This is a genomic window from Aliiglaciecola sp. 2_MG-2023 (assembly GCF_030548145.1).
In the GTDB taxonomy this organism is placed as follows: Bacteria; Pseudomonadota; Gammaproteobacteria; order Enterobacterales; family Alteromonadaceae; genus Aliiglaciecola; species Aliiglaciecola lipolytica_A.
Window position 1 is genome coordinate 76056 of sequence record NZ_JAUORY010000003.1, and the last position, 14738, is coordinate 90793.

Below are 14738 nucleotides of genomic sequence, written 5' to 3' on the forward strand. Positions count from 1 at the left end.
TCCTCTTATGAATTTGGTTATTATTTCTTTTTAGCGTATCGCTTTAATAAGCTTGGAATATCAAGAATTAAGGCAATCCCGCCATCACTTGTAATTGTAGCGCCAGCCATGCCAGGAGTACCTTGTAGAAGCGCATCTAGGGGCTTAATAACCACTTCTTCTTGCCCTATTAAGCCATCAACAACAAAGCCGACTTGCTGGGTGCCTATTTGCACGACGACCACATGTCCTTGATTTTTATCCACCGTTCCAGGTTCTTTTCGCAACCAGTCTCGAAGATAAAAAAGCGGAATGGCTTTAGAACGAACAATCATAGTCAATTGACTATCAACCGTATTGGTTTTGCTCAAGTCCATATTAATAATTTCGTTTACCGCACCTAAAGGTAGTGCAAACGTTTGCTCTCCAACAATAATCATTAATGTCGGCAGGATAGCTAACGTCAGTGGTACTTTGATTTCTAAGCGTGTGCCTTTACCCAATTCGGAATTGATATTAACCGTGCCATTAAGCTGGTTAATCTTGGTTTTCACCACATCCATGCCAACACCACGTCCAGAAATATCAGATATCTCTGTTTTAGTGGAAAATCCTGGAGCAAAAATGAGATTGAACGCTTCTTCATCCGACATTCGAGCCGCCGCGTCAGCGTCTAACACACCTCGACTTATGGCAATATCTTTTAACTTATCGGGATCCATGCCTTTACCATCATCTTCAATGGTAAGCAGTATATGATCCCCTTCCTGAGACGCAGCGAGCTTTACAGTGCCTAGTGACGGTTTACCTGCAGCCAAGCGTTCATCTGGCATTTCGATTCCATGATCGACTGAGTTTCGAACCAAATGAACCAAGGGATCTGCCAAAGCTTCGACTAAATTCTTATCTAAATCTGTTTCTTCTCCCTCAAGGACCAAAGAAATTTCTTTTTTGAGACTACGTGCCAGATCTCGCACTACTCTGGGAAAGCGACCAAAGACTTTCTTAATAGGTTGCATGCGCGTTTTCATCACCGCGCCTTGCAAGTCACCTGTCACAACATCAAGATTCGCAATCGCTTTGGTCATGCTTTCATCATTGATATTGACACCTAAACTTAACAGTCTGTTCCTAACCAATACCAGTTCACCAACCATATTCATGATCTGATCTAGGCGCTTGGTATCGACTCTTACTGTTGTTTCACCCTGGGCACTGGCAACTGGTTTTTTGTCATCTTTTTTGACGACAGCCTTGGCAGCTGCTGGCGAATTTGCTGGTTTTACAGCCACTTCTGCTTTGGCTGCTGGAGGTGGTGGCTGTATTGATGACGGTTTTGGCGCTGGTGTAGGTGAAGGCGCTGCTGTTGGCGTCGGCGTCGGCGCTGGTGTAGGTGTTGGCGCTGAAGCTTGCGCTTTTACAGCAGGTCCTTTCCCTTCACCATGCAATTGATCTAACAATGCTTCAAACTCATCATCTGTAATATCTTCAGAATCAGAGGTCTCTTCTGGTGCGGCACTCACTGGTTCTGGCGTCGGCTCTGGAGCTGGCTGGACTGCTTCAAATTTATCGTTTGAGAAGCCACCTTCACCGTGAAGTTGATCAAGTAAGGCTTCAAATTCATCGTCAGTAATATCTTCATCACTGGCACCAGTGATTAAGTCGGCGGGGGGAGTAACTTCTGCAGGTATTGACTTAGCTGTACCATGCAGTTCATCCAATAGAGCTTCAAATTCGTCTTCAGTGATGTCTTCCATGTCGTCGTTCGACTCTGCACTAGAGTCGGTCTCGACTATCTCTTGAGGCGCTTCAAAGGCCGCTGGGGGTTCTACACTTGACTCATCTTTTGATTCTGGTTTACTCAATCGATGTAACGTTTCTAAGAGTTCAGGGGCGGCAGCTTCAAGTGGCACGCGTTTTTTGACATCTTCGAACATCTGCACAACCACATCTGTGGCTTGTAAAATAACATCCATTAACTCTGGCGTCAGAGTGCGTTGTCCATTACGCATGGTATCGAAGACATTCTCAGCACCATGGCAAATATCGACTAATTCTGTAAGTGATAAGAATCCAGCGCCACCTTTAACTGTGTGGTAACCGCGGAATATCGCATTCAGCAAATCAGAATCTTCTGGATTGTTTTCAAGATCAACAAGCTGCTCTTGCAGTTGCTCTAATAATTCACCTGCCTCAACTAGAAAGTCTTGTAGAATATCCTCGTCAACTTCAAAAGACATGAATAAGTTCCTCTTAAAACCCTAAGCTAGATAATAAATCATCTACATCGTCCTGATTGGACACCACATCATCGCGTATTTCAGCATCAATGATTGGACCTTCAGCTTTCACTGTATCGGACTCAGCTTTAGATTTATGAGCATTTTCATCTGCTTTTGAAATTAACGAACTTGTTTCAGAAGCACCAAAAACAGTCAACATATGCACTAAACTGTCTTCAACTTCTTTCACCAATTCGATAACTCTGCGAATAACTTGGCCAGTGATATCTTGATACCCCTGTGCCATCAATATATCTGTTAAGAATGCAGTTAATTGTTCGGTGTCTTTAGATGACTGTTCTAATAATCCATCTAAGTCCGAGCAAAGAGATTTAAATTCGCCAAGTTGTAACTGCCTAGTCATCAACTTTTTCCACTCGGGGAGCAAATTATTAATACCTGTATGCAGCTTTTCAGCAATAGGCATACTTGCTTCCACGGCATCCATCGTTGTGTTAGCCGCTTTTTCGGTCGTTTCTATAACATAGTTCAGGCGACTTTGCGCATCAGGTATTTCTTCATTGGCTAAATTCGAAATGCGATCATCAAGTTGAAAACTATTCAGAGAGTCATGGAGCTGGCGGGTTAATTTGCCCACCTCTGCAAATAATTCAACAGAATTGGTTAAAGAGGCTTCTTCGAGCAATTCGCTAGCAGCTTGGTTATCTCCGCTTTCCAGCAATTCAACTAATTTTTTAGCGTCATCAAGAGACATTGGAGCTTTATTAGAGCCGGTCATTTAGACACTCCTAATTTTCAACACAGGTTAAATCTTAACCCAGTCTCTCAAAAATCTTGTCTAGCTTCTCTTTAAGCGTAGCCGCCGTAAAAGGCTTAACAACATAACCGTTCACTCCAGCCTGAGCTGCCGCCACAATTTGTTCTTTTTTCGCTTCAGCCGTTACCATTAAAACTGGTAAATGCTTTAAACTATCATCTGCACGAATGGCTCTAAGCAAGTCAATTCCTTGCATGCCTGGCATATTCCAGTCTGTTACTACAAAATCAAAATCACCTTGTTGCAACATAGGTAACGCAGTGCTGCCATCATCGGCTTCTTGAACGCTTGTGTAACCTAAGTCTTTAAGTAAATTTTTGATGATGCGTCTCATCGTTGAAAAGTCATCAACAACGAGGATTTTCATATTTTTATCCAAAACTGCCTCCAATGAGGATTAAATCAAATGGTGTTTTATTATTCTTCGTTAACTCGCCAAGATTGCATTTTGCTTTTCAATTTTAACATTGCTTGGCTGTGAATTTGGCTGACTCTGGACTCGCTAACTTCGAGTACCTCGCCAATTTCTCTGAGATTCAACTCCTCATCATAATACAATGACAGTACGATTGCTTCTCGTTCCGGCAAAGTAGTAATAGCATGTGCTAATGCTTTTTGAAATGAACCTTGTAGTAAATCCTGAAAAGGCGTGTCACTACCTTTATTTTGCTCAGTGGTAATCACATCTTCGGTAATACCTAAATCTTCAATACCGATAATTTTTCCAGCGTTGACTTCATTCAACATCTGATGGTATTCGGGTAGGCTTACTTCTAACTTTTCCGCGATATCTATATCTCTAGCATCTCTGCCCGTTTCACGTTCTACTTGATTAATTGCTTGGGTAATTGCTCTGCCATTTTTATGCACAGATCTGGGTGTCCAGTCGCCTTTGCGGATTTCATCAAGCATGGCTCCGCGGATACGGATACCTGCAAAAGTTTCGAAACTTGCGCCTTTTGAGCCATCGAAGTTTTTTGCGGCCTCGAGCAATCCAATCATTCCAGATTGAATTAGATCATCCACTAATACACTGGCAGGTAATCTGGCTAATAAATGATGGGCAATTCGCTTAACCAAGGAAGCATGTCTTTCTACAAGTTGAGCCAAATCGGCTTGTTGTTGATAAGCTGCTGCCTTTCTAATCACCTTTGTCCACCTACCACTTTTTCGGCGACAAGTTGTTCTAAGAAAAACTCTAAGTGTCCACCAGGTTGGTTGGGAATTGGCCAATGCATTGCTTTTTCTGCAAGGCCTTTAATAGCGATAGAAGCTGGCGATCCTGGAAATGCATCTACAATTGCTTTTTGTTTTCGAACTGACTTACGAATATTCTCATCGTAAGGAACCGTTGCTACTAGTTCTAAAGCAACATCTAAGAAACGGTTAGTCACTTTAGATAACTTTGCAAATAACTCTTGTCCTTCGCGCATGTTACGTACCATGTTGGCAACGATCTTAAAGCGAAACACGCCGTGTTCTCTGTTCAGTAGTTTGATCAACGCGTATGCATCAGTTAAAGAGGTGGGTTCATCACAAACAACCATCATTATATCTTGTGATGCTCTGGAAAAACTGAGCACCATATCTGATATGCCCGCGGCCGTGTCTACAATAAGCACATCTATATTGGTACGCAACTCACTAAACGCGCGAATTAGTCCTGCATGTTCAGTGGGGCTGAGTTCGGTCATTGATTGTGTTCCGGAGGTTGCCGGTGCAATCAATACCCCATGAGGGCCCACAACTAAAACTTCATCCAGCGTACATTCACCAGATAAAACATGGGATAAGTTTTTTTCTACTCGCAAGCCTAACATGACGTCGACGTTTGCCAACCCTAAGTCGGCATCTAACACCATGACGCGCTTGCCCATTTTAGCCATCGAGATAGCCGTGTTTAAGGTAATGTTCGTTTTACCGACCCCACCTTTACCACCGGTTACCGCAATCACTTTGATTAATCGAGATTGATTCATTCGTCTTAAGCTACTCGCTTGGTCGTCAATCATATTGCTAATGCCGATTTGTTTAGTTCTGGCTTAGCAGTATGAATCAAACCATATTTTTTATAAAGCTTAGCCGCTGCAGAGATTAAAAACTTTGCGTCTGCAACTTTAATATCTTCAGGGACTCGTTGTCCATCCGTCAAATAACTAACGGCTAACTTATGTTCAATTGCCACACTTAACGCTTCTCCGAGACTATAACTCTCATCGAGCTTGGTTAAAATACATCCCTGCAAATCAATATTGCTAAATGCACTCAAAGTATGCTGCAGCACTTTGTATTGTGCATTGGCTTGAATCACAACATACTTCTTGATATTAGCACATGAATGCTGATTTAAGGTATCTAACTGCTTGATTAGTCGAGAATCTCTTTGACCAAAACCTGCAGTATCTATTAAAACCAATCGCTTGTTACGCAGTTGGAAGAGTATATCTGACAATTCTTCCGCATTTTGCGCTTTTTTTACGTTACAGCCAATAATTTTTCCATAAGTCGCCAATTGTTCAAACGCCGCTATACGATAGGAATCAATTGTTACCATCGCGATTTGGTCAGCGCCATACTTTTGCGCTGCTCTGGCCGCCAATTTGGCTATGGTTGTGGTTTTTCCTGTCCCTGTGGGACCAACTAATGCAACAACACCTTTGTCGGCCAGAATAGCATTGCCAGTGGTTTGGATACGATTAGACAATAGTTTAAGTAAAAATAACCAAGCCTGCCTTTCATCTGCGTTTTCGGGAGTAGGAGTATAAGAGACTATGTCATCGGCAATGTGACTACTAATGCCCATTTCAATCAGTCTTGAGGTTAAATACCCGTGCATAGGATGAGCACTTTGACGTTGTTGTTTTAGCAAACCAGAAACTTGAAATTGAAGTACATTGCGCAGCGAATTTAACTCATTTTTTATTTCACTAATGGCAGAATTCGAAACGTCTTCAGCCTGTGCCGTTTTTACCTCATGACTATTAGCTTCATTTTGTGACGTTGGCACGGCTGCTGCGGCTTGTTTTTCGAGTAACTCACGCAGGCTATCTGGCCCCGAGTCGCCAATAATTTCACTCAGACTCGGCACTTTTTGTTGTGCTGCTCGCAGGCTTTGTGGTTGATTAAAGTTTGCTGTAGTAGCTTGTCGCCCAGGATGCGCAGTTGCAGTTGCAGTTGGCTGTTTATTAATACCAGAATGCTTAATTCGTTGATTAGGTTCCGTAACAGCTTCAGGTTTTGCTTGATCGTACGCAGCAACAATTTCGATTCCTTCCGAAGTCTTCTTGTTGGACATAATGACCGCATCACCGCCAAGTTCTTTTTTTACTTGGTTAAGCGCATCGCGCATGTCTTTTCCGATAAAACGTCTAATTTTCACATTGCCCCCCAAAGAAGCATCTGGTCTAGTTTATATAAATTAGTCTGCGCCATTTTATTGACCCACAGCACTTACAATTCGAATTTGTTTGTCACTTGGAATTTCTTGATAAGATAAAACGTGCAAGCCCATCACTGAATGTTTGAAGAATTTTGATAACACAGGTCTGAGCATGCCTGATGTTAATAATACGGCTGGCTCACCTTCTAATTCTCTTTGTTGCGAAGCTTCAGACAACGAGTTTTGTAATTTTTCAGCTAAGCCAGGTTCAATACCAGCGCCGTCTTCTCCACCAGCTTGTAAAGATTGATGGAGCATTTGTTCCAAGTCAGGTGCTAGGGTAATAACCGGCAACTCTTGTTCGTTGTTATTAATCTCCTGCACGATTAAACGTTTTAACGATATTCTAACGGCAGATACCAACACATCAGGATCTTGAGTTTTAGGACCATATTCACATAACGTTTGCACAATACTGCGCATATCTCGAATAGGAACGCCTTCATATAGCAAGGTTTGCAATACTTTTACCACTGTACTTAACGGCAAGACTTCCGGTACCAAACCTTCAACCAACTTAGGACTGTTTTTAGCTAACATATCGAGGAGTTGTTGAACCTCTTCATGTCCAAGTAGCTGATACGCATTATTAGTTAGTAACTGGCTAAGGTGTGTAGCAACCACTGTTGCCGCATCTACTACTGTGTACCCTAAAGTTTGTGCGTGTTCACGTTGTTGAGGGCGGATCCAAACGGCTTCTAAACCAAAGGCTGGGTCTCGTGTTGCCTTGCCCTCTAGTTTTCCGAAAACCTGCCCTGGATTAATCGCTAATTCATCGTCATGACTAATCTCGGCATCCCCAACCGTAACTCCTAGCATAGAAATGGTATAGCTATTGGGGTTTAAATCTAAGTTGTCACGGATATGCACAGGTGGAATTAAAAATCCCAACTCTTGAGACAATTTTTTACGAACGCCTTTAATCCGGGTGAGAAGCTCACCACCTTGAGTTTTATCAACTAAAGGAATTAAGCGATAACCCACTTCTAAACCTATGGTGTCGACATGCTGCACATCATCCCAACCAAGCTCTTTAATCTCTTGCTGCTGGCTTTGTTCCGGCGTATTTTCCAATACTTGCGGTTCAGCAGCCTGCTTCTTGGCGTTCCAGAAATTGTAGTAAGCAACTGCCGCTACAAATGCACTAAAACCAAGAAATGCTATGTGTGGCATACCTGGCACTATACCCATCACGAATAAAATCGCGGAGGTAACATAAAGCGCTTTTTGGTTACCTAGTTGGCGTCTCATTTCCTGACCCATTTCTTGAGAGTCATTTTCGCGGGTAACAATAATCGCCGTAGCCACGGAAAGTAATAACGAAGGTATTTGCGCAACTAAACCATCACCAATGGTTAAAATAGTATATATTTCAATGGCTTCGCCAAAGGCTAAGTCATGTTGAATAATACCAATGAATAAACCACCAACAATGTTGATAAGCATAATGAACAAACCAGCAACGGCGTCACCTTTAACAAATTTAGAAGCACCGTCCATTGAGCCGTAAAAATCGGCTTCACTGGTAATTTCCGAACGTCTTTTTCTGGCTTCATCTTGATCAATATAACCGGCGTTCAAATCGGCATCTATCGCCATCTGTTTACCGGGCATCGCGTCCAAGGTAAAACGAGCACTTACTTCTGAAATACGTCCTGCACCAGCAGTTACCACTTTAAAATTGATAATCAGTAGGATAGCAAACACCACTATACCCACAGCGTAATTACCACCAATAACCACTTCACCAAATGCCTGTATTACTTTACCAGCAGAATCTCCACCTTCATGCCCTTCCAACAAGACAATTCGCGTGGAAGCAACATTTAAGGCAAGGCGTAATACAGTGGCAACTAACAGTATTAAAGGAAAAATACCAAAATCAACAGGCTTATTAGTAAACACAGATACCAAAATCACCATAAGTGATAAGGCGATATTGAAGCTAAAAAGTATATCTAGTAGAAATGCCGGCATCGGCAGAATAACCATGCCCATTATGGCTAGCACTACGATTGGAGCGCCGACCCCATTCATAAAGCTTTTTACCTGATTTTTGTCTACCCGATTGAGGTAACCTGCAAGTTCCATAAACAAATTTTTGACGGTTATTAATATAATATGTGGAATTGCAACAAGCGCGCCAAAACTAAAATGACTGTAAATTGACGTTCTTTGCTAGAAAATGAGTTTACGAAATTAAAGCCACTCTACTCCGCTCTATCACGCATAGTGAATAAGCCTGAGGACAAATTAAACTGCTCCGCAATAAAATAATGGAAATGAACAAAAAAGCAGAAATAGGACAAATCGGTATACAGGTGAATATATTAACAGACATAAAAAAACCTGGCTGAAGCCAGGTTTTTTAAAACGAGAGAATAAATTTACTTAGCAGCCACTTTTCTGCGTACTAGTAAACCTAAACCAGCAAGCATAAGAACTAATGCTGAAGGCTCTGGAACATAAGTTACGGCGCCAAGAAAAATATCAGCATCTACTGATGGAAACACGCCTATTATATCGCCACTAACGTCATATACATATTCATCAACAAACAAGAAGCCGTCAAGAAAGCCAACATCTAACGTTAATATATAGTCTGGCATGGAACCAAATAAAGGAAATGTTTCAAATAAAAATTCTAACCCAGCATTTGGAGCAAATGGATTAATACCCGCTATAATTGGAAGACCTTGATCCGCTGAATCACCATCAGCCTCAGTTAAAACTAAATCGCCGATAGACAAATCGAGCTCTACAACGCTCAAAAAACCGGCCCCATCCGCGTCTTCAGTATTGTAAGTAACAGAACCTATTACCTGAGGACCTAAATCAATATTGAATGGATGAAACTCAGAAAGCAGAACATCTGCATAGATATCTTGTTGAATAATTGCGCCAGCGTTAGCTGAAAGAGACATTCCCAGTGTAGTGGCAATAAGACCTGTTGCGAGCAAAACTTTTTTCAAATACTTCATACTAGTGAACCTTATTATTGTTTTAAACGATTTCGTTCATTTTTATTGTTATATTTCGGTCACAAACTAAACAGTGCGACCTCAGCAATTAAGTAAAGCAATTACTGAACCAACTTATTTTTATTATATGAATCAGTAATTTATTATTACGTAACAAAATAAGCCTATTGAGATCGTTAAATTTTTTGACACTTAGTTGCTCGATTATTTATCGTCTTCAGTCGATTTTTTGGGTGTATCGTCGAAATCACAATCAGACTCTTCACGATCCCCAACTACATCTTCAAGACGCACTTTATCAACACTTCGAAACGTATTTATAGGTCCTGCTAACGCATAGAGGGCAAACACTATAAACAACACTAAAGAAGGCGCCGTGGCAACAATGATGAAAATTAACATCACAATTAAAAGTCCAACAAAAGGTACCTTGCCGTGCCAGTCAACTTCTTTAAACGAGTTATATTTGAAGTTACTTACCATTAATAATCCAGCTAAGCCCGTTAACACAGCAACTACTAGACCGAAATCTTTGCCATCGACGTCGTATTCAACGCCAACCCAGACCATTCCGGCAACTAATGCAGCCGCAGCGGGACTTGCTAAGCCTTGGAAAAAACGTTTATCCGCCACACCTAATTGGGTGTTAAACCTTGCCAGTCTTAATGCAGCACCCGCCACATAAATAAAGGCAGCCAACCAGCCAACTTTACCTAAATCGGTTAAACCCCAATTATAAGCAACAAGAGCCGGCGCCATTCCGAAAGACACCATATCGGCCATAGAATCGTATTCAGCACCAAATTCGCTTTGGGTATTTGTCATGCGCGCAACTCGACCATCTAGGCCGTCAAAAATCATCGCCACAAAAATCGCCACTGCCGCGGCTTCAAATCGACCGTTCATCGATGCGACTACAGCATAAAAACCCGAAAACAGACCAGCCGTTGTCAGCAAGTTCGGTAACAAATAAATACCTTTACGTTTAGAATCCGACATTATTCCCCCTTCAAAATGAGCGCACAAGATAGCATAATCCTGAATTAGCTCAAAATCATACACACCCTTGCACGGACTAATTTTAACGCTTCTTTGCGCAAATATACTGTTTCTTTTTGAAAAATGTTTCCTATTTGAGCATTTCCTTTATAAGTAAACGCTTATATCTCAAAATACCTATGCTACGAAAGTCATACATAACTCCCTTTAATCTCGCGGTATACTGGCTTTAAGAAAGATTAGAACGATAAAATCTTACCATGTCGCCATCTGGAAACAGGTAAATTTTTTACTGTCCATTATTTTTACAGGGAGACAAATTGACCTGGGGAAATATTACCGAAAAAGCACTTAAGCTGTTGTTTACAATACACTTACAATAGTTGGTTTGTTTTTTGCTTAACTCATTCCAGTGAAGGTCTCGGCCTTTAGGTTGGAAGATGTAGGAATATTAGTTATGGTTAATAAAGTTTTAGCGGGATTTTTCGCATTAGCGGTCACAGGTTTTGCTTCAGCAAGCACGACCACGTATGAAACTCAGAATTGGAATTTCAGTTCTGGTGGAAGTTGGGGTTCTAATTCCCTTAGTTATACCTCTGGAACAATCGGTATGACGGTAACAGCTTGGTCATCAACCGGCTATGCCAGTTGTGGCACAGGCCCAGAGTGTAACAGTAGTAATGTCGCATACGATCAAGACCCGTTTATCGAAAGCGCAGATTTACAACGTTACTCCTCTGGTCTTGGCGCAATAAACGACGATGATTCTGATTATTCTCCTCATCATGCTTTAGATAATAAAGGTAGTAACGACGGATGGCGTGACTATGACATGGTGTTATTTGAATTTGATACTGCTGTAGAGTTAACCAGCGTTCAAGCCGGTTGGTATAGTAATGATTCAGATGTCAGTATCGTTGGTTACACTGGTACGAAAGATCTCGGTACTACTCCATTTTCTTCGGATACCAAGTGGAGTGATTTGTTATCTGAAGGTTGGGGATATCAAACCGACAAGTTCAACATTGGCACAAACACGGCAACCATTGCCCCAGGTTTTGAATCAAAATATTGGTTAGTGGGTGTGTATAACTCTGTTTTTTCTGGCAATGCGGAAGACAGTTACTATGATGCGATTAAACTGAAAAACATCACAACCCGCAAAGGTGAAGGTCAAACACAAGTTCCTGAACCAGCAACATTTGCGTTATTTTTAGCGGGTGTGGCAGCAATATTCAGACGTAAAATGTCAGTCTAGACAAATATATTGTGACAAAAAGACGGTTCGCCGTCTTTTTTTATGTCTAAAATCTGACATTATCAACGCAGCAGTGCGCAGTAATTTATCCGCTAACAGTATAAAGTATGTGCGCTTTGCGGTATCTTGTAATGCAAAATGATAGCAATTCATAGTTACATAATTATAGAGAGATCATACGTGGTGAAACTGGCCAGAAAAATGTCCTTAGCTGCTTTTCTTTTAGTAAGTAGCCAGGTTATCGCACAAACCAGCAGTGAATTTTACGAAAAAGCTCTGGCTTCATTTGAAGATAAAGATTTTGAAACTGCTTATATCCATTTGAAAAACAGCTTACAACAAAACGAAGATAGCCTACCCGCTAAAATACTCATGGGTAAAGTACTGTTAATCAGTGGTTATATGTATGAATCAGAGGAAGTACTCGAAGAAGCATTAGCCATGGGAGCAGATCCCAGTTTAATAGTAGATACCCTCGGTAAGGTTTGGCTTTATACCAAGCAAAACGAAAAAATCATTGATAGTCAATTCAATAACCTCACTCCTAAGAGCCGAAACGATTGGCAAATTATTGTCGCCACCGCCCACTTAAACCTTAAAAATATCGACGCTGCACGCAAAGGTTATGAATTAGCATTAAAGAATGATCCAGCCAATATACGCACACTCAATGCGCTTGCGTCACTTGAAATACGAGATGAGCAGTTTGACAAAGCTCTGTCTTACATAGAATTATCACTTGCGCTAGAACCCACCAACGCTCAAACATTGCGTATCAAAGGAGATTTGTATCTTTTCCAAAAAGATATGCCAGAAGCCATAACTTACTATAAACAGAGTTACGCACTTGACGTTGATGATCCTATTATAAAACGTTCGTTAGTAAGTGCTTATCTGCAAAACCAAGATATAGATTCAGCCAAGCAGTTATTGGACGAAATTTTGCAGCAGACCCCCGGCGATCCGACTGGAATGTTATTGAAAGCTTGGTTATTAGCGAAAAATCAATTAAGTGACGATGCTGCAAAAGAATTAGAAAAATTAAGCTCTCAACTAGCAGGACTTAGTGAAGAAAGTTTGCAAGATGATCCATCTTTGTTTTACGTCAGTGCTTTATCCGCTTTTGCCTTACAGAACTATTTGCAAGCCAAAACATTTTTCATTCAATATCTTAATTTCGTGCCAGATAACATCGAAGCTATCGCACTGCTGGCGCAAACTCATTTAAAACTGAATGATCCTAAACTTGCTTTAGAAGTTATGCAGCGTCATGAAAGTAAACTCATGGAGAAGCTAGATAATGCTCTGTTACTTGCCGAATTATATTTAGCTAACGATAAAGCATTTAAAGCGGTGGAAATATCTGGGAAATTAAAACGCCAGTATCCAGAAAATCCAAATGTTGAATTATTGGAAATTAAAACCCTAAAGTCGAGAGGCAAACTCGAAGATGCTTTAACCAGATTAGACCAATCCGAATATGCGCAAACAAATCTTCGTTTTGTTATTCTGCGCAGTGAATTATTAATGGATATGGGTAGGCTAAACGAAGCGGATGAAATTGCCGATAAACTGCTACAAGCGGTTCCTGAAAATATCGACTTTTTGAATTTAAAAGCTGGCATTCAAATTCGCCTAGGTAACCCAGCAGTAGCTGAACAATATTTAGACCAAGCACTTGCCATTAACCCTGAACATTTCTCTGCACAATTTAACAAAGCCAACCTATTAAGCTCCCGTGGTGAACATCAGACAGCACTGCAGATTGTCGAAAAGCTCAACACTATTCAACCCGACAATGTGCGGATTTTAACCCTGTTAGCTCGCTGCCAATTTAATGCAAACATGAGCGATGAGGCAGAGAAGAATTTAGAGCGGGTATTACAGAAAGACATTAATAATTTAACCGCTCTAGAATTGCTGGCCACTATTTATACTCAACAAGGTGAGCTTGAAAAAGCAATTAGGCAATTAAACGTCGCAATTAAAACTGAACCTGATATGGCCGTTTATCAAATGCGTCGAGTGGAGTTATATATTGCGTTGAAGCAAATTGACCGAGCGGCGCGAGAAATTAAAAAGATTCATTATTTGGTTAAAGATGATGCTGTAGGTTTGGTTGAGTTAAGTAAACTTCAGTTTAAAGCGGGGCTTTTTGATGATGCGAAACAGAGCATAGCTGACGCTTCCGCAATACATCCTGATAGTTTGTTTCTTGCCACTGAGTACATTCGCCTACATTTAGCCAGCAACGACTTGAATAAAGCTAATGATATGGTCAGTAAATGGTTACAGACCCATCCTAATGATTCAAGATTGTTGATCTTGGCTGGAGATGTGAATGTGGCTAGCGACAACTTGGATGCGGCATTTGAACACTATTTACTTGCCCTAGAGGTCAATAATTTAAACCGCACTGCAATGTTTAAATTATACCAGTTAGCTTCCAGAGGCATTAACAGTGACAAGTTTGAGCATTTTACTACTGAGTTTTTACAACAAAATCCCGAAGCACATTTCCATCGTAGTATGTTTGCGGACTTTTTGCTTAATCAGAATCGTTTTGAAGAAGCTTCGAAGCATTATGAGAAATTAGTAAAAATTCAAAATTTACCGAACAAAGCTTATATGTTCAATAACTTAGCTAACATTTATGTTAATAAAGATTTGACTAAAGCGAACCAATATATCGAAGAAGCACTAGCCCTTGGAGCAGAAAATGCGGCAATTTATGATACCCAAGGATGGATCAAAACATTACAAGGCAAACATGAAGAAGGACTAACGATATTGCGTAAATCTTTTGCAATGAATTCTAATTCGCCTTCTAATCAATATCACTTAGCCTTCACTTTGCAAAAGCTAGGAAGAACGGGTGAAGCTAAAGCTTCTTTGCAAAGAGCCCTATCTTCTGATCAGGATTTCATCGAAAAGAAGCAAGCTAAAGCGTTGTTAGAAAAACTCTAAAATCATCGTTTGAAGTAAATAAAAAACGCCGACTACAAATAGTAATCGGCGTTTT

General features: G+C 40.9%; 11 protein-coding genes. 2 read left to right on the forward strand and 9 right to left on the reverse strand.

Going from position 1 to position 14738, the window contains the following annotated elements:
- Nucleotides 1-20: 20 nt before the first annotated feature.
- The 9 genes from Q4567_RS04185 to pssA all read right to left on the reverse strand — a co-directional run bounded on the left by Q4567_RS04185 (nt 21) and on the right by pssA (nt 10458).
- Nucleotides 21-2219 (reverse strand): chemotaxis protein CheA, encoded by a 2199-nt coding sequence (locus Q4567_RS04185; protein ID WP_303499481.1) that lies wholly within the window; start codon nt 2217-2219, stop codon nt 21-23.
- Between the two features lie 13 nt (nt 2220-2232).
- A complete protein-coding gene (locus Q4567_RS04190) occupies nt 2233-3000 on the reverse strand; it encodes a protein phosphatase CheZ (protein WP_216050070.1) in 768 nt (255 codons plus the stop codon).
- A gap of 34 nt (nt 3001-3034) precedes the next feature.
- A complete protein-coding gene (gene cheY / locus Q4567_RS04195; RefSeq protein WP_216050069.1) occupies nt 3035-3418 on the reverse strand; it encodes a chemotaxis response regulator CheY in 384 nt (127 codons plus the stop codon).
- Between the two features lie 38 nt (nt 3419-3456).
- Nucleotides 3457-4188 (reverse strand): RNA polymerase sigma factor FliA, encoded by a 732-nt coding sequence (locus tag Q4567_RS04200; RefSeq protein ID WP_216050068.1) that lies wholly within the window; start codon nt 4186-4188, stop codon nt 3457-3459.
- Entirely contained in the window at nt 4185-5051 is an 867-nt protein-coding gene (locus Q4567_RS04205) for a MinD/ParA family protein (protein ID WP_216050067.1), read from the reverse strand. The genes Q4567_RS04200 and Q4567_RS04205 overlap by 4 nt, the downstream gene beginning before the upstream one ends.
- Nucleotides 5048-6418: a flagellar biosynthesis protein FlhF gene (gene flhF / locus Q4567_RS04210; RefSeq protein ID WP_303499483.1), complete on the reverse strand. Its 1371-nt coding sequence runs from the start codon at nt 6416-6418 to the stop codon at nt 5048-5050. Before flhF ends, Q4567_RS04205 begins: the two co-directional genes overlap by 4 nt.
- 54 nt (nt 6419-6472) lie before the next feature.
- Nucleotides 6473-8569 carry a flagellar biosynthesis protein FlhA gene (gene flhA / locus Q4567_RS04215; protein WP_303499485.1) on the reverse strand — a complete coding sequence of 699 codons (2097 nt, stop codon included), beginning with the start codon at nt 8567-8569 and terminating at the stop codon, nt 6473-6475.
- Nucleotides 8570-8865: 296 nt separating this feature from the next.
- Complete coding sequence (locus Q4567_RS04220) at nt 8866-9459, reverse strand: PEP-CTERM sorting domain-containing protein (RefSeq protein ID WP_303499487.1); 594 nt, start codon at nt 9457-9459, stop codon at nt 8866-8868.
- Nucleotides 9460-9663: 204 nt separating this feature from the next.
- Entirely contained in the window at nt 9664-10458 is a 795-nt protein-coding gene (gene pssA / locus Q4567_RS04225; protein ID WP_216050064.1) for a CDP-diacylglycerol--serine O-phosphatidyltransferase, read from the reverse strand.
- Nucleotides 10459-10915: 457 nt separating this feature from the next.
- On the opposite strand from pssA, the gene xdp1 reads away from it, so the two are divergent.
- Together xdp1 and prsT are read left to right on the forward strand one after the other, a co-directional pair.
- Complete coding sequence (gene xdp1 / locus Q4567_RS04230; protein ID WP_303499490.1) at nt 10916-11716, forward strand: exosortase-dependent surface protein XDP1; 801 nt, start codon at nt 10916-10918, stop codon at nt 11714-11716.
- A gap of 201 nt (nt 11717-11917) precedes the next feature.
- The gene (gene prsT, locus Q4567_RS04235; RefSeq protein ID WP_303499492.1) at nt 11918-14683 is read left to right on the forward strand and encodes an XrtA/PEP-CTERM system TPR-repeat protein PrsT; all 2766 of its coding nucleotides are present in this window, start codon (nt 11918-11920) and stop codon (nt 14681-14683) included.
- Nucleotides 14684-14738 lie beyond the last annotated feature (55 nt).

What these genes read in the sequence shown, in the direction of transcription:
- flhA (WP_303499485.1), bottom strand. Translation starts at nt 8,569, where the DNA reads ATGGAACTTGCAGGTTACCTCAATCGGGTAGACAAAAATCAGGTAAAA.
- Q4567_RS04205 (WP_216050067.1), bottom strand. Translation starts at nt 5,051, where the DNA reads ATGATTGACGACCAAGCGAGTAGCTTAAGACGAATGAATCAATCTCGA.
- Q4567_RS04185 (WP_303499481.1), bottom strand. Translation starts at nt 2,219, where the DNA reads ATGTCTTTTGAAGTTGACGAGGATATTCTACAAGACTTTCTAGTTGAG.
- prsT (WP_303499492.1), top strand. Translation starts at nt 11,918, where the DNA reads ATGTCCTTAGCTGCTTTTCTTTTAGTAAGTAGCCAGGTTATCGCACAA.
- xdp1 (WP_303499490.1), top strand. Translation starts at nt 10,916, where the DNA reads ATGGTTAATAAAGTTTTAGCGGGATTTTTCGCATTAGCGGTCACAGGT.
- Q4567_RS04190 (WP_216050070.1), bottom strand. Translation starts at nt 3,000, where the DNA reads ATGACCGGCTCTAATAAAGCTCCAATGTCTCTTGATGACGCTAAAAAA.
- pssA (WP_216050064.1), bottom strand. Translation starts at nt 10,458, where the DNA reads ATGTCGGATTCTAAACGTAAAGGTATTTATTTGTTACCGAACTTGCTG.
- Q4567_RS04220 (WP_303499487.1), bottom strand. Translation starts at nt 9,459, where the DNA reads ATGAAGTATTTGAAAAAAGTTTTGCTCGCAACAGGTCTTATTGCCACT.